At 38.4% G+C, this 23,130-nt stretch carries 13 protein-coding genes and 1 CRISPR repeat array (1 of these 14 running past the window's edge); of the genes, 8 read left to right on the top strand and 5 right to left on the bottom strand.

Going from position 1 to position 23,130, the window contains the following annotated elements; all coding sequences use genetic code 11:
* Positions 1-23: 23 nt before the first annotated feature.
* From FTU05_RS05695 to FTU05_RS05685, 3 genes are read right to left on the bottom strand one after another with little or no spacing between them, the layout of a single operon-like run.
* Positions 24-3,209, bottom strand: coding sequence for a site-specific integrase (locus FTU05_RS05695; RefSeq protein ID WP_180164529.1), 3,186 nt, complete (start codon positions 3,207-3,209; stop codon positions 24-26).
* The gene (locus FTU05_RS05690; RefSeq protein WP_180164527.1) at positions 3,193-5,466 is read right to left on the bottom strand and encodes a hypothetical protein; all 2,274 of its coding nucleotides are present in this window, start codon (positions 5,464-5,466) and stop codon (positions 3,193-3,195) included. Before FTU05_RS05690 ends, FTU05_RS05695 begins: the two co-directional genes overlap by 17 nt.
* Complete coding sequence (locus FTU05_RS05685) at positions 5,466-6,140, bottom strand: hypothetical protein (RefSeq protein ID WP_180164545.1); 675 nt, start codon at positions 6,138-6,140, stop codon at positions 5,466-5,468. Before FTU05_RS05685 ends, FTU05_RS05690 begins: the two co-directional genes overlap by 1 nt.
* Before the next feature lie 212 nt (positions 6,141-6,352).
* Here FTU05_RS05685 and FTU05_RS05680 point away from each other — a divergent pair, with 212 nt between their 5' ends.
* On the top strand, positions 6,353-6,616 hold the full coding sequence (locus FTU05_RS05680) for a hypothetical protein (RefSeq protein ID WP_180164525.1): 264 nt from the start codon (positions 6,353-6,355) through the stop codon (positions 6,614-6,616).
* A gap of 69 nt (positions 6,617-6,685) precedes the next feature.
* Here the strand turns inward: FTU05_RS05680 and FTU05_RS05675 are convergent, their stop codons facing one another.
* Both FTU05_RS05675 and FTU05_RS05670 read right to left on the bottom strand, forming a co-directional pair.
* Positions 6,686-7,000, bottom strand: a complete 315-nt coding sequence (locus tag FTU05_RS05675; RefSeq protein WP_180164523.1) for a hypothetical protein — start codon at positions 6,998-7,000, stop codon at positions 6,686-6,688.
* A 100-nt stretch (positions 7,001-7,100) separates the two neighbouring features.
* Positions 7,101-7,430, bottom strand: a complete 330-nt coding sequence (locus FTU05_RS05670) for a DUF4236 domain-containing protein (protein ID WP_180164521.1) — start codon at positions 7,428-7,430, stop codon at positions 7,101-7,103.
* Between the two features lie 151 nt (positions 7,431-7,581).
* Here FTU05_RS05670 and FTU05_RS05665 point away from each other — a divergent pair, with 151 nt between their 5' ends.
* The 7 genes from FTU05_RS05665 to cas6f all read left to right on the top strand — a co-directional run bounded on the left by FTU05_RS05665 (position 7,582) and on the right by cas6f (position 15,922).
* On the top strand, positions 7,582-8,172 hold the full coding sequence (locus FTU05_RS05665; protein ID WP_180164519.1) for a bifunctional 2-polyprenyl-6-hydroxyphenol methylase/3-demethylubiquinol 3-O-methyltransferase UbiG: 591 nt from the start codon (positions 7,582-7,584) through the stop codon (positions 8,170-8,172).
* A gap of 2 nt (positions 8,173-8,174) precedes the next feature.
* Complete coding sequence (locus FTU05_RS05660; RefSeq protein WP_180164517.1) at positions 8,175-9,230, top strand: HNH endonuclease; 1,056 nt, start codon at positions 8,175-8,177, stop codon at positions 9,228-9,230.
* Positions 9,231-9,371: 141 nt separating this feature from the next.
* Positions 9,372-10,340 carry a type I-F CRISPR-associated endonuclease Cas1f gene (gene cas1f, locus FTU05_RS05655; RefSeq protein WP_180164515.1) on the top strand — a complete coding sequence of 323 codons (969 nt, stop codon included), beginning with the start codon at positions 9,372-9,374 and terminating at the stop codon, positions 10,338-10,340.
* Positions 10,337-13,285, top strand: a complete 2,949-nt coding sequence (locus FTU05_RS05650) for a CRISPR-associated endonuclease Cas3'' (protein WP_180164513.1) — start codon at positions 10,337-10,339, stop codon at positions 13,283-13,285. The genes cas1f and FTU05_RS05650 overlap by 4 nt, the downstream gene beginning before the upstream one ends.
* Before the next feature lies 1 nt (position 13,286).
* Complete coding sequence (cas7fv, locus tag FTU05_RS05645) at positions 13,287-14,285, top strand: type I-Fv CRISPR-associated protein Cas7fv (protein ID WP_180164511.1); 999 nt, start codon at positions 13,287-13,289, stop codon at positions 14,283-14,285.
* Between the two features lie 11 nt (positions 14,286-14,296).
* Positions 14,297-15,310 (top strand): type I-Fv CRISPR-associated protein Cas5fv, encoded by a 1,014-nt coding sequence (cas5fv, locus tag FTU05_RS05640; RefSeq protein ID WP_180164509.1) that lies wholly within the window; start codon positions 14,297-14,299, stop codon positions 15,308-15,310.
* 9 nt (positions 15,311-15,319) lie between these two features.
* A complete protein-coding gene (cas6f, locus tag FTU05_RS05635; protein ID WP_180164507.1) occupies positions 15,320-15,922 on the top strand; it encodes a type I-F CRISPR-associated endoribonuclease Cas6/Csy4 in 603 nt (200 codons plus the stop codon).
* A 131-nt stretch (positions 15,923-16,053) separates the two neighbouring features.
* Positions 16,054-23,130: a CRISPR direct-repeat array (repeat unit 28 nt; unit sequence GTTCACTGCCGCATAGGCAGCTTAGAAG); it runs 2,080 nt beyond the window's last position.

Here is a 23,130-nt window from a genome sequence, read left to right as displayed (position 1 = left end):
TAAGGAAGCAACGGTTAAATTATTTAACCGCATGTAGTGATTTTTAGAGCTTCAACTTGCAGTTCAAGAGATCGAGGTCTGCCAATACATGCTAGATGTAAGCAAAATTTAAATGCAGCAAGAGCATGACCATCTTTTACTGAGTAGAGTTGTAGACGAGGAAACTCCTCTAGAGTCGATGGATGTTTATCTGTTGATGCTTTTGCTAATTTGAAAAGTTGAGGCTGTTGTTTAGCATCTAACTTTGTTTGTAAATCTTGTCCAAGTAAGTGCCAAAATTTGGCAGGAAATAAAGCCTTAACTTGGGAGTAAAAATGTTCGAGTTGATCGATATCCTTCCAGCGATAATGGATACCTGTGTGTGATGCGGTCACTCGATTCAAAAATATATTCAGGACGCATGCAATTTGTATTGGATTTTTACGAGCTATTTTCTGTAGATGTTCAAAAAAATAAGTCACCGCATGAAGCTCTTCAGCGCTATCAAGCATTGCTGGTTTTAAGTGGGTTGAGCTATCAATACTAAATAAACGTGGATTCCCTTTTTTTGATTTAATGTTTGCTAAATTTAGAGCATTTTCATACCAATAATTGACGAGTTCTTCTGGCAAGCACATACGTTGAGCTGTACTTTTAGGATCTTTAGTAGTCTCCAATATATTGAGCGTTTCATAGAAGCGTTGAAGTGAAATTTTAGAATCTTCTGTTCCAACAAAGAAATCAAAAAAATCATGGGATTGATCTATTTGTAACGACAGTTCATCTAAAATGTCAGTAGCATTACTTTGAAGCCATTTTGTTTGATCGTTCAATAATATAGTTGATAGAGCGGCCTGGTTTTTTTCAAAATTAAAGTCTTTTTCATCATTTGTTATTTGCAAATTTTTAAACGTTGCATTGTGGCCCATAATTTTTTTAGCCAATTCATTAGGCATATCTGGATGATGTTTTAGTAGTTTTTGACCAGCAATTAGATAACTTAAATGAATATAGCTTTTGAATGTTTCAACTGGCTCTATATGTCCTAAGAGATGTGCAATAACAAACCAATGGTTTTGTCCATGTTGATTTTGAAGTAGCTCAGCTCGAATTTTTTGATATTCGTTTTCGCTATAGTCGGTTAGCTTTTGCACAAGTGGTGCATATTCACAGTTCAGTAAAAGCGATAAATGATTCGCTGCAGTGTGACGAAAAGAGTGAAAGGAGTAATGATGCCCTTTAAAGACCTGATTTAATATCAGTTTTAGGGGTACGGTGACAGTGTGTTTATTCAGTTTTTTATTTTCATTCAAGTTGCTGAATAAATATAAACTTTTCTTATTCTCTAAACGTTTTTCAACAACAAAATCGCTAAAGAATTGGTACTCATCATCTTTTAGCAAAGCGTAGGCAGGCACAATCCGTTCCGCACTATCAGTTTTGAGCAGATGTTGATTCCCTTGCTTTTTTGAACCATAAGGTTGAACCCAGATTGAAAATTGATTTAAACCCTCGATATCTTTTACACGTAACCCGAGTATTTCGTTAATACGCATACCAGTACGGTAAGCCAAAATATAAATAATTTTTAATAATTTATAGTGATGGTCTGAGATGGATTGGTCATGTAAGAGCTGATTTAACTTCTTTAATATGACTTGGAAGGCTGTGTGACCTATGATGCGTGCCCGTGGTCGACTTTGCGATGCAATAAATTCAAGTTCAAAATCTTCTGCTTGAAAAACAATTTGTTGAAAGGTGTGAAAGCGTTTCAACATGCGGATTGTTTGGTCTTTAGATTTTTTAAACTCAGGTCGATCTGCTTCATCAGCAAGTCGTGTATTGCTAATGATTTGTTGATAGATTTTGTTCAGCAGATCATTAATGTCATCGTCGGCATCGCAGTATTGTAAGGCATGAGTTAAAAACGGTTCTGCGATCCGGGTGTAATATGTATAGATTGAACTATCTGCGAGTTTTTGATTGTCTTGAAATGCCTTCGTGTACTGAGTAGTATCAAAATCAAAGGTGGTTGATAATTTTTTTATTTGCTCTGAACTTGGTCGATAGAGACTGATGAGCCACAAAATAATACGTTTAGAAAACTCATTAAACTGCTCTTGGTGACGCAGGCAAAAATCAATAATGAGTTCAGCAATAGGTTGATCCGTTGATGATGTACGAATAATTTTCAGCAAGTTTTTATGAATAAATATCACATTTTCTACTGCTTCAGGCGTATTGAAATCTGGTAGGGCTTTGGCTGTAGAAGAGACATTTTGTTCGACTTCATCAGTTAATTGAGTTTTAAATTTTGGGAGAGCAAAGTTTTCAAACTCATGTTCTGATAAACCACACGTGAGAGTGTTTTCTAACAAACATTGTGAGAGGGCAGGATCAATATCTGCATTCTGTAGTTGTAGCCAATTAAAGTTTGAATAGTCACGTAAAAATTTAAAAGTCTTGCTGGTATATGGGTGATTAATTTTTTGAAAAATTTGGAGCAGATATGTATTCACATTTAGACTGATGTCACGAATTTGTCTGCTGTTGAAATGAATGAGCCACAGTCGTGTGAGTTGATCTGGAACAAAATTACGTGATTTTCGTATCGTTTTTTCATCAATAAATAAATCACCATAACTCTGTGATAAAGGCTCTAAAAAGATGATGTTTAAATCGCAAATTTTTTGAATCTTTGCCGGGTTTTTTAAATGTTCAAGTAATGCATTTAATGATGCTGTTTGACTGAGCCCGCCATACAGGATTGAGCAGAGCAAAATATTCCCAATAATTTCATCATCAGAAAACGTCGAGCTATCTTGAGCAAGAATCCAGTAGTCCCAAAGTTTTTCTATAATGATGTCAATTTCATGACCGGCCTGGATCCAATCTAAAGTGAAAATAGGTTCATCGCGTTTCATCTCGAAGGTGAGATGGGGTAAGGGCAAGTCTTGGTTATTATTCTGATTGAGCGCTTTGATGTATGTGCGGAAGAATTCATGCGCATATTTTTTCCAAGCGAGATTGGGTGCTTTACGTTTAATAAACTCATAAATCGCAGGGTAAGCTTGAATTAATTCGTCATTTGAGAATTTTTGTTCATCCAAATATTGTTGAAGTTCATTCTCAGCATCAGCACGTAAGTTTTGTTCTAGCTCTTTGCGTTGGAATTGACGTCTATCTTCAGCGTAGCGTTTTTTGGAAGTTTTTTTATTGAGTGATGACATGTACTTCAATCCCAACGATTTTAAATTGACTTCTCATTTGCTCTAAAACATCTGCAATTTTAGAAAATTGAGAGAGCGATAAACTGGAAAATGGATGTGCTGCTTCTTGTTGCATGAGTTCATGCCCAAATAGAGCTAAAATTTCTGGTTCAGAAATTTTATAAGTTAAAAATGCACGAGCTGTATGGCGATGCCAATTTGCATGATCAAGTCCTAATTCAGGGTGGAAATCTTTGACTGTAGAAGGACTTAGTGGTTTCCACTCATCATTTTGGATGATTCCCAAAAAGGGCAGCTTACTTGCTTCTATTTGTTGTATGACATCACTTAAAGCTGGATGACTCATCATGATTTGAGTCGAAAAATATTCTAAAAATTTAAGGAATTTTTTTATCTCTTCAACTAAAAATGAACAAAGCGGAATGAGGCGTCCGAATCCATTACGGCCGCCTACTTCTTTGTCAGAAACCATCAAAATTTGGCGTTTTAAATTAAAGTTTTTAAGAAATCCAGGGAATTCAGCAACGGGGCGTGCTGCTGTAAAAAGAAGGAGGATATGCCATAGCCAGATATTATAATGATTAAAGATTGAAATTAGATCATCTTCGGCTTGTGAAAAAATATTAAATTTCAATATAGCAAAAATCTCTGTAATGACCTGTGGTTTTGGAGCTTTACGACTACCAAAATGAGTTATTGAATCAGGGAGCGAACGTACACAGCTTTCATATGTGCTTGCTACATCTGCACAAAGTGATTTTAGAATATCAATATATTGTGCATGTAATCGTAGGATATTCTGATGACAATAAGAAACAGATGATGACTGATTGGCATCAATCCCTGTGATTAAATCTGCGAGTTGTTTATTCCCTGTTTTTGCAAGAACCGTATGATGCAGTAGAGAACTCACCTTTACGACAGACAGTTTTGGAATCAATAATTCTTGTCTTAATTTGCGTAAATATTGCTGTATATCATCGAAACTAACCGAATCCATTTTGCGGAGATCCTCAATGAATAGATTCGGGATTGGAATGTCTAAATAGATCGTCTGATTAAGTAAGCTTGTTGAATACTCAAAATCACGGTTCTCAAATACATTAAATTTACTGCTTAAGAAGAATTGATCATTTTTATGGATCAATTTTTGGCGGTTATTTAAGTTTTTAGCTCGCTTGCTTTGTATACATAGCCACTCATTCACACTGTTGCCTGTCAAAAATGCGAGCATCAGGATTAAAGCACTTTTATTTTGATGTTCAGAGTAGTCCACATGAAGCTTTTTTAGTAAATAATGCACGCTAGATGAGTTTGGGAAAAAACTACTCGATGTAAGTAAGTGTTCTTTTCGTTGAATATGTTTTGCAACAAGCGGTAGAACATAGTTTTGACTCGTTTCTGAATGTGCTGCGAGTGGTGTGACGTCAGTTGGATTGACAACAATTTGCCGATTAATCGGCTCATCGATTAAGGTTTCTATATTCAGTGCTTTAGATTTAGCCCCTTTTTTGATTTCGATACTTTCTTCAATGAATTGTTCTTCATCAAGAAACTGATGTTGAAGCTGCGTATCGATACTTGCACGTGCAATCTTCGCTTTGTTTTTTAAAATGTAGTTAAAAGTAATCCGAATATCATTGAGTAGATTGCGATCAAACTCAGGCAATTCATCCGTATCTAATGTGATCAGATGTTGAATAAATTGTTCTAAGCTCTGTGTTGGATCTTGAAGATAGGTACTCCAGAGACGTTGATACTCTTCTGTATTTTGATATTTTTTTTCAGTATCTAAATTTTTATTTGCAGTCCTAAAGCGCTGGAATAAGCGCTTTACGGTATTGAAGTGTTCTGTGTGTGCTTGTTTAAAAAGCTCTGGTTTAAGCTCAGGAAGAGCAATTAAATAAATTGCCGCTTTTAAAACTAAAATATTCCAATGCTGCGCATGAGTTTGTGATTCAGATAGTTGCGCAATTGAATTGATATATGACGTGATTGGCAGATTGCTGATCTTAACTTTTTTAGAAAAAGAGATTACCGACGGCTTTGGTAAATCTGACTGAAATTTTATATCGGCGTTAAAGTAATCGAGATTGAGACCATCTAAAAAGTTGTCAGTCTGTTGAGAAGATAATAATTTAATTATAAAGTTAATATGTTGTGCACGTTCAAATTGCTCATCATTGAACAGTTTTTCAATCGTTTTTTGTAGTGAAATAACGGGTAAATCAATATGCTCGTTTAGTTCGTTAAACATCAAGATCTCCAAATTTTTTCTGCAGTTATGCAACTATCAGAGCAATCGATTAGTTCTTTTGCACACCTGCTGTGTTGTGATAATTCAGTAAAAATTTGTGTACGTTCTTGCTTGATATTTTTTATACGTTGATTGAGTTGATTACGAGAACATGAAAGTAATTGTGCGAGTAGTTCTAGACTCATTTGATGATGAGGTTTGAACGAAGTCTTTTTATTAAGTGTTAATAACGTTTGACGCGAAAGATGAGTGTTAATCAAATGTAAAGTTTTTCTTGGATTTAACGACTTGATGTCAAGTTTTACAGTTTTGATAAATTGAATAAATTCACGACTGCATAACTCCTTAAGAAATACTAATTCATCATCTGAAAAAGTAGGTTGTTGATGGATAATTAAAGTGATTTCTTTAACATCTTGTTTTACATAGCTTAGATATAAGTGGATATTATTAAAGATGGTATAGCCATCAATTTTTTCGCTTTTCCATACATGGAGCTCTTTTATGCGATTAGAAATATCTAAATCTACAGCAAGTTTTTGAAATATATTTAAGTAGCAAAGATGTAAACCATAAGCATTTGGATCAATCATAATTTTGATTTTTTGAAAATTTTTTACAGCTTTTATCTGTGTTTTTGGAAACTTTAAAAGTAGTTCAGATGTCAAATCCATAAACGGCATTGAGTAAAAACAATACAGTAATATTCATCTATTTTTTAATAGAGGAGCAATGGCTGGAAATACCATATATTGTGTTATTGAATTATAAAAATCCCTGTATATAGTAATTTTTCTCTTTTTTAAATGGTAATTAAAACCAAACAGGGATAAGTTTTTAGTAAGCATATAGATAAATTAAATTTGATTGATACAAGGAGCTGCATATGGAAATTAAACAACTGAAACAGGTAGAAGTCGTTACAGATGTTGTATGTGATGTATGTAATCAATCAACTCAACTAGAGTTTGCAACCTTATCAGCAAATTGGGGTTATGGCTCAAAGCATGACGGGGAAAGATATGAATTGCAGTTATGTGAAAAATGTTTCTTTTATGCTCTGGCGACATTGAAAAAAGAGCGAGCAGATGAGTTTATGTTTGATGGAAATTTTGACCTTTCAACCCTAGATAGGTTTGGATTGAAGTGAACCTATCATCTCGATAGGTTCTAAGAATCCAGAAAATACTGATTCAGATCCAAGCCAGTAGCTTCATTTTTAATGGCGAATAAGGGATTCAGGAAAAATATTTTTCTTTGCTTCGAGGTCACTGAGTTCGGAAAATGCTTGAATACCGCCTGCGGCTTTAATTCCATCTAAAGCAACAGATAGAGCTTCCTGATCTGACGGGAATGTTTCATCCCATACTGTAGAAGTACCATTTTGGTTTACCACTTCCAGTGTCCAGTCACTATCAGGTAATCGATAAATTAGAACTTCAATTTGCTCATTATCCTCTTGTAAAATTTGAGACAAGGGAGAATCGATTAAATCATTTTCATCATAATCCATAGTACTGTCATGATCAGACATCAGCGGCAGCCTTTATTGTATTTAACATCCGTCCATAGTAATCAGTGAATTAAATTTTGCCTAGTGGAATGAATGTTATGGGTACAAAGGACGGCTAATTCTAAAAAATAATAGCCCCGACAATAAAACAAAATAATCCAAAAATTACCCAAATCCAGACATTCGATTTGGGTTTCTCAGTATCTGATGTATAGAACGATTGCTGTTCCTGAGTAGGATTTTTTTGGTTGCCAGCTCTGTTCTTATAGGGTTGGTGCTTGGAATAGGATAGGCCTGTGCCTGGAATACCAACGCTGGTTCGGGTGCCTTTTTTGCCAATATTTAAAGAAGCACCAGATTTGCCAATGCTTGCACTGCTGATGCCTTTATGCGTCAGATTGATTTTTAATCCAGGTAATATTTTAATACTCTTGCGAAATCTGAAGCCCATATTTTTTCCATTTACAAGAACCAGTTTGGTTTCTATCTGAGTTGTCCGGATACAGTGAAATAAGAGTTTGATTCATTCATAGGACTGATCATTTGACTTATCTAATGAAATATAAGTATGTTCTTTAACATAAGATATTGGCTTTTAGACAATGAATCAAACATCAAATTATTACAATCAACATGCTCAAGCATTTTTTGAAAATACCTATCAGGTTGAGATGGAAAGTCTTTACGCACCATTTCTAAGATATTTGCCGGAACAGGCATTGATCCTAGATTTGGGCTGTGGCTCGGGGCGGGACACTTTGGCATTTAAGAAAAAAGGCTATCAAGTTGAGGCAATTGATTATTCTGCCGAGCTGGTTAAAAAGGCCAGGGAGCTGACCAATATTGAAGTACGTCAGCAAAGTTTTTATGACCTAGCTGAGAATAATAAATACGATGGTATTTGGGCTTGTGCATCTCTTTTACATTGTGAAAGAGATCGCCTAACTGAAGTGCTGGGGCTTATATTCAAAGCATTAAAGCTAAATGGTGTGTGTTACATGTCTTTTAAGTATGGCAATACAGACCGTGAGAAAGAGGGACGTAGCTTTACTGACTTGAATGAGCAGCAAGCACATGAATTAATCAAGCAGATTGATCAGGCTTTACTGTTACAACAATGGATTACTGTAGATAAACGTCCAGAGCGTACAGAAGAGTGGGTGAATATTTTGATTAGAAAAGTGCAGGCTTAGATATGTTATTCAGTATAGCCGAAATACCAACCCCTCAAGAACAGTTGAAATTCTTAAAGCATATTCAGCAGATTTTGCAGTCAGGGACTTTTACTTCGACATATAAGTTTGCTTTGCTGATAAGTATCACGCGTCTGGCGATTGAACAGGGGCAAGATACTGGTGCTGCCTTGCATTTAGAATATCAGGATATCGCTGAAAAGTTTATTGACCTGTACTGGAAACAGTCACTACCGTTTCAGTTTAACCAGTACGAGCCTTTTACTATTCATCAAAGCACTGGTAAGCAGGCAAAGATCATCAGTGAAATTCAGAATGCACAGCAACAATTCAAGACCTTGGCCGCGTTGAGAAAGGATGTACTTTACTGGAACAGGCTGAAGCGAACAGTTGCGACAACGGTAAAGCAAATGCCGGTGTTATATTTGCAGAATCTGAATGGTCAAACGGTAGAATTTCTCTATTGCCTTGAAGACTCCAAACAGTCCCTCAAGCTTTTACCCAAAGTGATGTATTGTTTGAGACAGTTCAGTGAAATTATTGAAGAATTGTGTCAGAAGCGCTGGATTGATTTTGTCCGGCTGAATAAGCAAAACCTGGTTGTGTTAGATGGGTTACCTGACCTAGATGAATTCATGTTTGCACCGAGTCGTAACCAACTAGGACAGGTCGCAGACTTTCTGATTGATATGCAAGAATGCCAGTGTTTTTACTGTGGTAAAAGTCTAAAAAATTCAAAATATGCCGTGGATCATTTTATTCCATGGTCTCTATATCCTGCCGATACCGGACATAACTTTGTTCTGGCAGATGATAAATGTAATTCACAGAAAAGTAATTATCTGGCATCCGAGCAATTCCTAGATCAATGGAGAGAACGTAATCATCTGCATGATCAAGCCATTACACAAGAGATTTCTCAACTTGGCTTCTTAACGGATTTGCAGCGTTCGCATCGGGTTGCTGACTGGGCGTATAAGCAGGCGCTAGAGAATGAGTATTTAGTTTGGTTAGGGGGGAAGAGAAGAAGATATTTGCCCCAGTGTATTAAGTTTTAAAAATATTTTTAGCTGTATGAATCACACAAATTCTTGAAAAAGACTGCGTCAATATGTGACGTTAATTTCCTGAAATTTCTTTAAATAATTATTGGAAAAGGATATTTTAAGGACAACTCTTCTTCATAATTGATGATAAGAATGGAACAGCTTAATCCATCAGATCTAAAAGCAATATTACATTCGAAACGTGCCAATTTGTACTATCTTGAACATTGCCGTGTGATGCAGAAAGATGGTCGAGTTCTTTATCTGACCGAGGCTAAAAACGAAAATCAGTACTGGAATATTCCGATTGCCAATACTACAGTGATTCTATTGGGTACAGGCACATCAATTACTCAAGCAGCAATGCGCATGCTCGCAAGTGCAGGTGTTCTGGTTGGTTTTGCAGGTGGAGGTGGCACGCCTTTGTTTATGGGCTGTGAAATTGAATGGATGACACCACAAAGTGAATACCGTCCAACTGAGTATATGCAAGGTTGGATGCAATTTTGGTTTGATGAAGCCAAACGCCTAGATGTTGCTAAACATTTTCAATTGGCACGAGTTGAATATATTCAGAAGATTTGGTCGAAAGACCGAGATTTAAAAGAATATACCTTTCATTTGGATGATTTAGATATTCAACAGGCTTTAACGGGTTATGCAGCAAGAATTTCACAACAAACTAAAGTCGGAGACTTACTACTTGCAGAAGCTGCAACCACAAAACAACTTTATAAAATTGCCGCGACTCGAACGGGGTTAAAAGATTTTAGCCGTAACCCTGAACAAGGTGATTTAGCCAATGATTTTTTAAATCATGGCAATTATCTGGCTTATGGTTTAGCAGCGACAACACTTTGGGTACTTGGAATTCCACACGGTTTTGCAGTCATGCATGGCAAGACGCGTCGAGGGGCTTTAGTGTTTGATGTGGCAGATTTAATTAAGGATGCTGTGGTTTTACCGTATGCTTTTATTTGTGCCAGAGAAAAAATGACTGAACAAGAATTTAGACAGCAGATTTTGCAGAAGTTTACTGAGCATAAGTGTTTAGACTTTATGTTTGATCAAGTCAAAGCGCAAGCTTGCAAAAATCATGATGTGGATGAGGAAACATTATGATTGTGACCTTTATTAGTCAATGTGAAAAGAAAGCGATTCCACGAACCCGACGAGTATTGGATGCTTTTGCAGACCGAATTGGTGATAACACCTGGCAGACAGTAATTACTGAGGAAGGTTTAATTGCAGTTAAAAAATTGCTGCGTAAAACCGTGACTAAAAGTACAGCGGTAAGTTGTCACTGGATTCGAGGCAGACGTCGAAGTGAGTTGCTGTGGGTGGTCGGGAATCGGAATAAGTTTAATAACATTGGGGTCGTGCCTGTGAATAGCACGCAAAAAGACGTATTTATGGATGTTGTTACAATGAAAGCAAAACAAGATGAATTTTATGCCAATACGCATTTGCAGCCTTTAGCCGAGCATAGTTTTGCAATCGGTTATTTGGCTCAAAAACTATTTAAAGCAGTCGTTGATAATGATGAATATGAAAACTTATCTAAAGTTGCATTTTTAGCAGGTTGTTTGCATGATTTAGGAAAACTTGATCCACTATTTCAAGAGTGGGTTAAAAAAGGCAAACAGAAAGATCCTGAAGATGATGGGCAGCATATCGATGTTAAATTCACTTTTGATAAACACCCTCGTCATAACGAAGTTTCATTGTTGTTATTTAATTTCTTTGAACAGCAGTGCAAGGGCTTAAACAATCGTCAAAAAGAATGTTTACAGCATATTTTATATTGGCATCATGCCAAGCCATATCGTCAAAATGATGATTTTACAGGGGTGTATAAAGCCTACGAATATTTACTCAAAAACATTCAAGCGGATCAGTTTGAAAGTTTGATGAAACATACATCTGACTTGGTCAAACGAATTAACATGCTTTCAAAAAACTATCATGCCAATGAGAGTATAGAAAAGTATATTGATTGGAATGTGGATAATGCTAAAGAACTGAAAGAAAATTTTGAATATCAATTCAAAAGTAAAAATTTTCCAGAGTTTAAGCACTATACCAATACAGATGCCATTGAAGTATTGCGTGATAAGGTTCGTATCAACGCTGAACATAATTTATTACGTGCCTGTGTGATTAGTGCAGACCGTTTGATTTCAAAATTATCAGCACAGGATTTAATGGAATACATTACTGAGCAACGCTTAGATGAATTATTAGAAACACAGGAAGTATTATCTAATTTATCTGAGCATTTAAGCAATGTATCGACAAAATTCCCGGATAGTGAACGTACTCAAAAACAAAACGAAATTGCACAACAACTTGCGGCTCTCAGAGATATCGCTGTACTTGCGGGTCCAGCAGGTTGTGGTAAAACCAAAATTGCATTGGAGTGGGCCAAACTGAAAAATGCAAAAAAAATATTCTGGATTTGCCCACGGGTACAAGTGTGTCAGGGGATTTTTCAAGAACTGACTGAAAGCTATTTGCCTGATGCAAAGGTAGAAATATTTACGGGCGAATTTAAGTTCACTAATGCTTGGGATAAAGTCACACCTGAGAATGAATATCTATCAGGAGATGTCGTGGTAACAACAATTGATCAAATATTAGGATCAATTGTAACTCATAGCAAAGTCGATAGTTTAATTCCATTTATGGATGCGCATGTGGTGTTTGATGAATACCATGAATATATTGGCATGGAGATTTTCAACTTATTATTCGCTGAGTTGATTGCCAATAAAAACATGCGTAAGAAATACGAGAAAAATACCTTATTGGTTTCAGCAACACCGCACTATTCGTATTTAAAACAAGTGCTAGGTTTACATCAAGATGATGTGATCGCAATGCCATCATTTAATGACCGAGATTATAAGATTGAATTTATTGACTATGATGAAACCATCATTGCAGGAAATCCATTTCACCAAGTCTATGATGGACAAACCTTTATTATTTCCAATACAGCTCTAACGGCACAATTGGGCTTTATTTATCAGAAGAACCAAGAAAAAAGCGTGCTTTTCCATTCTAAGTTTAAACGTAGTGATAAAAAACATTGGTTTAATGAAGTGTATGAGTCATTTAAAAAAGAGGGCACACATAAATTTGATGTATTGCGGAGTGGTCCAATTGTCCAAGCGTCATTAAATATTACAGCTAAAAATATGCTGACTGAAATGACATCGCCTGAAAATATGCTGCAACGCTTAGGACGTTTAGATCGTTTTGGTGAAAGTGAAAGTCTAAATATTTTAAAAGTTGCGATTACTGAACATGTAAAAAATGGCAGTTGCAAAGGTTCGTTGGCATATTTCTTAAATCAACTCAATTGCTTGCAAACAACAAAGGCTTGGTACGACTTTTTACAAGATCAACTTGCAGGACAAAGCTTCAAATTATCCAAGCTTTATCAACTTTATAAACAGTTTCATGAATCACAAGATCAAGATAATTCCGCTGTATCTCAAGATATGCAAAAAGCGTTAAAGAAAAGTATTGATCGAATCAATAACAAAGTGACTGAGCCGACTAAGGTATCAAAACCGAAAACGGCAGAACGTAAATCAAAAATCAGTAAAAATTCATTACGTGGCGATAGCCGTTTTGTTCAGTTGGCGAAATTGAACTTAAATGATTATGCCAAGCCAATTTTTGAAAATGAATATGCGTATCAGCCACCATTAGATGATACGACGGAATATGACAATTTGACGGAGTCCTTAAATATTATTCAAGAACTTGGATTGATTAATTTTATTGCTCAAAAGCACGGCAATATTGATCCGTCACATCCAGTCAAAGGTATTCCTGAGAAAAAACAAAAATCACGATGTATGGTCTTGGAAAATTATGCAAGAGATGCAGATTTTCCTTTGTACCTAAGTTACATCGAAGATGACTTAAACAAAGTCGGTGGCACAGGGGTTCGACATCCCGAAGCAATTTATTATGCGGTTTGCGATCAGCAACCGATTGGTTCAATTACATTAGACAAACTCAATATTTTAACAACAACGCCAGAGGGAAATTAACATGGCTAAAGTAACAGGCGTAAAAAGCGTAGATTTTAAAATTACAGCGTATGGTTATGGGGTGGTGAACTGGAATGGTCCAACTACATTAGTCGATTCTAGTAACAATAATCGTGATAATCATAGCTTACCAAAGTTAAGAGGTTTCACTAACTTAAATGGGCGTACTAAGGACAAAGAAGACGGAAGTGTTTATCATTACAAAAAAAATGTTAATGAAATAAACTTTACTGAAAATCCTCTTTATATAAGTCAAAACTGTATTCGCCACCATCTATTCCGTGATCAATCTTTTGATTTGCATTATGCTAAAGATAAAAATTTAATTGATGTTCTCGCATCGATTACAGGGCTAATCCGTGGCTATGTTGTGCCATCAAGCCAGTGTAAACGTACCAGTCCACTTTTGATTACAGATTTCATCGATCAGTTAGGTAATGGCAACTTTGAACAGTTTTCAAATGCGAGTTCAGCAGAGGAAACTATACAGTCAGATGGTTCAAAAACATATAAGCGTGGTGAAAATTCAATCTTCTCTAAAACAACTTTTGGTGATACTGAATATATTGCTTATGGTTCAATTAGTATTGAGCAATTGCAGTTTATTTCACTCGATAAAAAGTTTGACCGTGCGTCAATGATTATCAAAGAAGGGGAAGGTGAAAAAATTGCTGAGCGTGTACAGCAATTTATTAAGAGCCTTGATCCATCAAAAGAGCCAAAAGCAATTTTCCATAAAAATTATGTGCGTAAGGGCACGATTTTTAATGAAGGTGAAGTGGGTATTTTACTCGACAATACTGCGATTGATATTTTAGTCAAAGAAACGCTTTCTATGCTTGAAGAACTCGTGATTAAGCAAGCGAAAGGCTATATGTGTGTAGATACGGTTGAAGTGGATTATAACGATAGTCATAAAATGATGCGTATTAAACGTCATCCTGACCAAGCTAATCCTGAGCCACAACAAGATTATGCGGTTTATTTTGAAGCCCAATAATGAGGTGATTTATGCAAATCATTATTGAATATGAGTCTTCATGGCGAAACTCTTTTTTAGATGGTTCTAATAATGAACCCTTGCCTAAAGGCGGACGTAATTTTATTGCTTCAATGACAACATTAAAGCAAGAAGGTAATTACAAAAAGCGCACTATTTCAAAAGATACCGTCATGGGTGTTCTAAATCGTTTGATTGGTGATCAACGTAAACTCTATCAAGCACGGCAAGATGAAAATTATTATTTTACTGAAGTTGAGAAAGTACTTCAGGAGAGTGATATTGTCGATCAGGCTTTAAATAGTAATGAGATGGTGTATATCCGTAACGTTTCAGGAAGTACTGATCAAAACTCATTTACAGGTGAAATTAAAGCAAATGATCCATCTTTTAGATCGGTTTTTTCTGCTGAGCTTTGGGGGGTTCTATGGCTTAATTTGTCAGAGGTTTCCAAATTCATTTTAGATGAATCGTACTCTTTGACGTGCTCTGAGGTCTTAGATCCAATTACGGTATGTAATCGTATTGAAGTTTTGAGTGCAGAAAAACCAATGGATATGACGGAAGATATTCAAGCTGTACTAGACAGTTTATTGAATCATTTCCCAGATACAAATTACTTGACTGCTAAAAAGCAGTTGCCTTTGATTAGTATTTACGCCTCCGCTTTGTATATCCAAATAGCAAGATTGTCACAACGATATGATCTTTCAAATGCTTTAACAAAAAGTGGTGGGCTAAGTGGAATTTCTAAACGTGGTTTTACCAAAAAAGATTTTATGGATCGCTATACGACGGGAAGTAAAAAGCTCATTTGGGGTAATCCATATTTGTTGAAAGAAAAGAAAAAAGGTGAGGGTGAAGTCGTATCTGTTTTAACTAAGGCAAGTGGAAAGCTCACCATTAATCTGAATATTTCTAAAGAACAGGCAAGAGATTTAGAAGAGAAGATTGAAAATGCGGGTGTTTCATCTTTTTACTTAGGTAAAAAAGGCTTGGCTTATGTCACGGATATTAGACCTTAAGGAAGGGATATGAACTATTACATTGAAGTGACATTAATGGAAAATGAAAAGTTTTCCCCTTATGAATTATGGTCACAGCTTTACCCTCAATTGCATCTTGCGTTAGTTGAAGTTAAAAATGCGGACAATAAAGTAAACATTGGATTTTCATTTCCTCAATATCGCTTTCATCAAGATAAAGGGGTAGGGTTTATTGGTACAAAGTTACGTTTGTTTGCTGAGTCTGAAGCTGATTTAAAAAAACTCGATATCCGCAAATGGCTTGAACGTTTAGAAGATTATGTACACATTACTTCCATTCGTGAAGTTCCTAGCGAAATCAAAGGCTATGCGATTTATAAGCGTAAACAAGTGAAAACCAATGCACAGCGTTTGGCACGTCATCGTGTAAAGCGTGGTGATATTGGCTTTGATGAAGCATTAGCAAGATATAGTAATGTGGTGACCACAACCAATTTGCCTTATATCGAAATGAAAAGTCTGAGCACTTCAGATCAGCAAAGTGAAAAACGGTTTAGACTCTTTATTGAAAAGCAATCTGCAACAAAATCTGAAAATCAGGTTTTTAGCACTTATGGTTTAAGTCCGGTGTCATCTGTACCCGAGTTTTAACCCAAATTTTTATTACTCTTTAACAGCTTAATAAAATCAATAAGTTACAATAGTAAGTGAATACTTGGGTCTTTTGTAAGATTTTAGGAATAACTTACTGTTATAGCTTTATTTTTTGCGTTAAAATTCTAGTTCACTGCCGCATAGGCAGCTTAGAAGTTTTAACTGGTGGTACTGGTCAAGGTAAATCAGTTCACTGCCGCATAGGCAGCTTAGAAGAGCTTTGTTGGCGTAGTAAGTCAGGTAGTCATGTTCACTGCCGCATAGGCAGCTTAGAAGAAATTGTTTTTGATGCAGATCAAGATGATTCAGTTCACTGCCGCATAGGCAGCTTAGAAGGCCACCATCCTTAAACCGGCTTGTATCAAACTGTTCACTGCCGCATAGGCAGCTTAGAAGGTGTTGTTAAAACTGCCACCTTGTACCAGGTGGTTCACTGCCGCATAGGCAGCTTAGAAGTAAAGACTGGCAATATGCAGCGTTAATACCGTGTTCACTGCCGCATAGGCAGCTTAGAAGATTATGATAGAAGCCTTCTACACCTTCGGTTTGTTCACTGCCGCATAGGCAGCTTAGAAGATAGATAAGGCACTATTTTTTAGCGCAAGCCAGTTCACTGCCGCATAGGCAGCTTAGAAGTGTTCCATCCGTGATTTATCAACCTACAAAATGTTCACTGCCGCATAGGCAGCTTAGAAGTTTGTAGATTGACACTACCAGGCGCTTCAGAAGTTCACTGCCGCATAGGCAGCTTAGAAGGTAAATCATTTAGTTGTAGCCGAAGACTATTCGTTCACTGCCGCATAGGCAGCTTAGAAGAATTCAAACAAAGCTGTTCGTATGGCACCTATGTTCACTGCCGCATAGGCAGCTTAGAAGATACGATTACCACATTGTTGTTGCAGTACATAGTTCACTGCCGCATAGGCAGCTTAGAAGTGAGGTAAAGAATCCGCACGAGAACCAAAATCGTTCACTGCCGCATAGGCAGCTTAGAAGTATACGGTAGTGAACATTCAGTGCGATGAATTGTTCACTGCCGCATAGGCAGCTTAGAAGATAACATCAATTACTGTTGCCACCCATAAATCGTTCACTGCCGCATAGGCAGCTTAGAAGAGAAGTAATGAAGTTGATCGTTAATAGATCTTGTTCACTGCCGCATAGGCAGCTTAGAAGTAGGTTATGTTGTATTTAAAGTGACTACTACTGTTCACTGCCGCATAGGCAGCTTAGAAGTGATATGGCTACTTTATATGGTAAAGATAAAGGTTCACTGCCGCATAGGCAGCTTAGAAGTTTTCAAAGGGTGGGTTATGTTCGTGTATCAAGTTCACTGCCGCATAGGCAGCTTAGAAGCTGCTAAATCATTTTCATGAAGTCGCTGCATGAGTTCACTGCCGCATAGGCAGCTTAGAAGTTGTAGCTGCAAGAAAGTAAATAATCCGAAACGTTCACTGCCGCATAGGCAGCTTAGAAGATCAATTGAATTGAGTAACGACACCGAGAAAGGTTCACTGCCGCATAGGCAGCTTAGAAGGATCCGAATTGTAAAGAAGAATTAGCTAATCCGTTCACTGCCGCATAGGCAGCTTAGAAGAAAGACTTAAATTGAAAAATAATACTGCAACAGTTCACTGCCGCATAGGCAGCTTAGAAGTGAATTGATTAGATCGGAAAGTGTGTCAAAGCGTTCACTGCCGCATAGGCAGCTTAGAAGACAGAAATATGAGCTTGTAATTCAGTATCTTCGTTCACTGCCGCATAGGCAGCTTAGAAGTTGAAATTGATGAGGGGTCATACAGGGGTGCTGTTCACTGCCGCATAGGCAGCTTAGAAGACTCCAAAAAGTTAAACCATCTAAACTTTTTTGTTCACTGCCGCATAGGCAGCTTAGAAGTGCAAACTATTGCGAAGAATAAAACTTTCGGGGTTCACTGCCGCATAGGCAGCTTAGAAGTTTTTTAACGCTTTTTTGAAAATTATTAAAAAGTTCACTGCCGCATAGGCAGCTTAGAAGTTATGTCGAGATAAAAGCATCTCCACTTAAGCTGTTCACTGCCGCATAGGCAGCTTAGAAGTTATGCTACTGCTTATGGTATTTGTAAAAATGGTTCACTGCCGCATAGGCAGCTTAGAAGCAAAAGCACGTATAGCAATAGACATAATTTTTAGTTCACTGCCGCATAGGCAGCTTAGAAGTTATGTCGAGATAAAAGCATCTCCACTTAAGCGTTCACTGCCGCATAGGCAGCTTAGAAGTTTAAACCCATTTGACGAACCAATGAATAAAAGTTCACTGCCGCATAGGCAGCTTAGAAGTTTCTGAATTGGAGGTTCAACATCATCAGGACGTTCACTGCCGCATAGGCAGCTTAGAAGAACGATGTAAGTAATTTTCGAGGTACTTTAAAGTTCACTGCCGCATAGGCAGCTTAGAAGGTTTACCTGCTGACAATGAAATTGCTGTAGTCGTTCACTGCCGCATAGGCAGCTTAGAAGGTAAACGTGACTGTTGCCAATCGATCATTACCGTTCACTGCCGCATAGGCAGCTTAGAAGGAATTTTGATATTAAAAAGCCATAAAGCACTGGTTCACTGCCGCATAGGCAGCTTAGAAGATTAAAAATCTTCGGTAAGCCACACAAGGCACGTTCACTGCCGCATAGGCAGCTTAGAAGAATCAGAAAGCGTTTGCGGAAATGAGATAACAGTTCACTGCCGCATAGGCAGCTTAGAAGCGTGACAAATGTATTCGCTCGAACGCAAAAGCGTTCACTGCCGCATAGGCAGCTTAGAAGTTTCAAAATATCGTAGTCCCGTGGATCTGCACGTTCACTGCCGCATAGGCAGCTTAGAAGTCAAGGCTGTGGCGAAGGTTACGTTTCAGGTAGTTCACTGCCGCATAGGCAGCTTAGAAGTCATGCAATCTCTATTCTTCTTGCCACTTCTTGTTCACTGCCGCATAGGCAGCTTAGAAGTCACGCATGCACTAACGATGCTAGGTGAAAATGTTCACTGCCGCATAGGCAGCTTAGAAGATAGTTGGGCGCATCCCACTCCAATCATCAAAGTTCACTGCCGCATAGGCAGCTTAGAAGTTCTAAACAGCTATAACGAAAACAAAGACAAAGTTCACTGCCGCATAGGCAGCTTAGAAGAAATGGATTTTTTCACCTTATTCACCTAAAGCGTTCACTGCCGCATAGGCAGCTTAGAAGTAGTAATTAAGCTAAAGATATATGATTTGAGAGTTCACTGCCGCATAGGCAGCTTAGAAGTATAATGAAGTGGCCACCAAAGCCATATTAACGTTCACTGCCGCATAGGCAGCTTAGAAGTGTCATTTTTTGGCAAAGCTTTTCCATAATTAGTTCACTGCCGCATAGGCAGCTTAGAAGAATAAAATAACGATCCCTGTGTTAAATAACCAGTTCACTGCCGCATAGGCAGCTTAGAAGATGAAGGGCATGATCATGGCGATGATTCAAATGTTCACTGCCGCATAGGCAGCTTAGAAGAATCACATTGAAGATGAAGTATTAGATTATTTGTTCACTGCCGCATAGGCAGCTTAGAAGTTGAATCAAGCGATTATAAAGACGAAATTATTGTTCACTGCCGCATAGGCAGCTTAGAAGTACAATGGAATATGGTTTAGATATTCGTGACGGTTCACTGCCGCATAGGCAGCTTAGAAGTGTTACTAAGTTTGTCGCTTATACAAACAATTGTTCACTGCCGCATAGGCAGCTTAGAAGATACTTAGATAAGTTTTGACGAGTTACTACACGTTCACTGCCGCATAGGCAGCTTAGAAGTGTTATTAAAGCTATTAATGCTGTAACTGCTGGTTCACTGCCGCATAGGCAGCTTAGAAGTGACATTCTAGGAAAATCGGTAGGCTGTACTTGTTCACTGCCGCATAGGCAGCTTAGAAGATACTTATTTAACCGCACTGGAGAATGATTACGTTCACTGCCGCATAGGCAGCTTAGAAGTGAACCATTATCAGAGCCGCCAGTACCTTGTTGTTCACTGCCGCATAGGCAGCTTAGAAGTTCTGGTGCTTAAAACTTGTTGATGTGTGGTGGTTCACTGCCGCATAGGCAGCTTAGAAGAATTAAGCATATTCGCACTTTCTTCTGAACTTGTTCACTGCCGCATAGGCAGCTTAGAAGTGAGTGTAATCGACACAATCCTTCAATATAGTGTTCACTGCCGCATAGGCAGCTTAGAAGAATCCTATTTGCGCTGCTTGTGCTGTTGTTATGTTCACTGCCGCATAGGCAGCTTAGAAGACTTCCACAGCTTTGGCATTCTTAAACCAATCGTTCACTGCCGCATAGGCAGCTTAGAAGCAAAAAATGGATTATTTTCATCATTGGGGTTTGGTTCACTGCCGCATAGGCAGCTTAGAAGAGCTCAAGATGAAAATCAAGAGCCTGAAAAACGTTCACTGCCGCATAGGCAGCTTAGAAGAGTAGTGAAATAGAGTGATAAGTCAGTCGTAGGTTCACTGCCGCATAGGCAGCTTAGAAGATGTTTTAAGTCTTGTAGGCTCTCATTATCATGTTCACTGCCGCATAGGCAGCTTAGAAGAATTTTACGGTGACTAAATCAAATATGCCTTTGTTCACTGCCGCATAGGCAGCTTAGAAGGTTCATGTATTGTTTAGCAGGCTCAAGCGGATGTTCACTGCCGCATAGGCAGCTTAGAAGAAGCATCCAATGGACTTGTCGTATTTGGAACGGTTCACTGCCGCATAGGCAGCTTAGAAGAATAGGTTTACATCGTCTTGATAATGCGCCTGGTTCACTGCCGCATAGGCAGCTTAGAAGTGTGTACTTACCGCCAGTTAAAAACATAGCAGGTTCACTGCCGCATAGGCAGCTTAGAAGTCTTTTGATATTAAACAAGTAACGTCCACTCAGTTCACTGCCGCATAGGCAGCTTAGAAGACCCACCCACGAAAAACTCTGAATGAATGGCAGTTCACTGCCGCATAGGCAGCTTAGAAGTATGTCTTAAAGCGCCTAGTCGAAATTGACCAGTTCACTGCCGCATAGGCAGCTTAGAAGAAGATTGTCGGTACTAAAAAATGATTTACCGTGTTCACTGCCGCATAGGCAGCTTAGAAGATAGCTTCTAATTTTCCTCCTGTTTCGTCTTTGTTCACTGCCGCATAGGCAGCTTAGAAGGTATCGCAACCAACCACGGGCATCCACTTCAAGTTCACTGCCGCATAGGCAGCTTAGAAGTTCATGTTTTTGGATAGCGCTTTCATCATGTCGTTCACTGCCGCATAGGCAGCTTAGAAGGTTATCAAGAGACCCACACACCCAAAGAATAAGTTCACTGCCGCATAGGCAGCTTAGAAGAACCGCCAACATTTGCTGCAAAAGTAGGACGAGTTCACTGCCGCATAGGCAGCTTAGAAGTGACATTCTAGGAAAATCGGTAGGCTGTACTTGTTCACTGCCGCATAGGCAGCTTAGAAGTGTATTCCACCAGTCAGTAAGCGTTTGAGGAAGTTCACTGCCGCATAGGCAGCTTAGAAGAAAAAGCTAAACCGATTGCAGTAGCTTCGGAAGTTCACTGCCGCATAGGCAGCTTAGAAGATTCTAATTTTTCTTTGTCTGTACCATTACAGGTTCACTGCCGCATAGGCAGCTTAGAAGTGTTTCACCGGCAATAATTACGATGCCGTTAGGTTCACTGCCGCATAGGCAGCTTAGAAGTATAGACGTTATTTCTGGTATAGCGGTAATGCGTTCACTGCCGCATAGGCAGCTTAGAAGAAAGTGCTGTTTTCGGTTTGTTTAAGGACAATGTTCACTGCCGCATAGGCAGCTTAGAAGGCTCTGCGTTATCAAATGGCACAAAACGCACTGTTCACTGCCGCATAGGCAGCTTAGAAGATTCTTTGCTCCTAATTTGCGCAAATCTGTAAGTTCACTGCCGCATAGGCAGCTTAGAAGTAACATATTCATTTTATAACCCTTGTTTATTGCGTTCACTGCCGCATAGGCAGCTTAGAAGAATATCAACATATCGAAATACGGTGTGACTGCGTTCACTGCCGCATAGGCAGCTTAGAAGGCTCGGTTCATCGCCTGCCCTAGCATAGTCTTGGTTCACTGCCGCATAGGCAGCTTAGAAGTTAATAAAAAACCACCAATTCTCGAAGTATCAGTTCACTGCCGCATAGGCAGCTTAGAAGGACTGGCAAGACCACGGCGCAATAAAAAAAGAGTTCACTGCCGCATAGGCAGCTTAGAAGAAAATTTCAGGGCTTTCGGTATAAGTTTCATCGTTCACTGCCGCATAGGCAGCTTAGAAGGGATTATAATAAGCTATTCCTCCATGATCACTGTTCACTGCCGCATAGGCAGCTTAGAAGTTGAATTGCATTTTTTCACCTTTAAATAAATGGTTCACTGCCGCATAGGCAGCTTAGAAGTTTGACGATAGAGGGCAATTATAGTGACCTTTGTTCACTGCCGCATAGGCAGCTTAGAAGATCAAACTTTATCATAATCATTTATCTCTTTTGTTCACTGCCGCATAGGCAGCTTAGAAGATCACAGCCTCGTAAGCTTCCGCTGCCGCCTCGTTCACTGCCGCATAGGCAGCTTAGAAGACAGTCTTGTTTAAATGCATGGCTTGAAAAGAGTTCACTGCCGCATAGGCAGCTTAGAAGATGGCTTGCTTTAGTTCTTCAACATCAACACCGTTCACTGCCGCATAGGCAGCTTAGAAGAGTTCTTAAGATTCCAATTTTTGCCAGTGCTTGTTCACTGCCGCATAGGCAGCTTAGAAGTAATTGCCGATCTAATGGGAATTGATAGGAAAGTTCACTGCCGCATAGGCAGCTTAGAAGGTCAGAGTTTTTTTTGGATTGGATGAAAAGCTGTTCACTGCCGCATAGGCAGCTTAGAAGTTGTGGTAGTAATACGAGTCCATACCCACAAAGTTCACTGCCGCATAGGCAGCTTAGAAGTGCTTGATTTCTTTAATGCGCTTAACAATTTTGTTCACTGCCGCATAGGCAGCTTAGAAGAAAACATTCGATCAGGTTATTCACAGCTTTACGTTCACTGCCGCATAGGCAGCTTAGAAGTTGATCTTGAGAACCAAATAAACTCCATGAAGGTTCACTGCCGCATAGGCAGCTTAGAAGTTTTTTTATAATGTAAAAATTAA

The sequence above is a fragment of the Acinetobacter sp. YH12049 genome, assembly GCF_013419875.1.
GTDB lineage: Bacteria > Pseudomonadota > Gammaproteobacteria > Pseudomonadales > Moraxellaceae > Acinetobacter > Acinetobacter amyesii.
The sequence above is the reverse complement of the archived record's forward strand: the minus strand, read 5'-3'. Positions and strand labels throughout refer to the sequence as shown.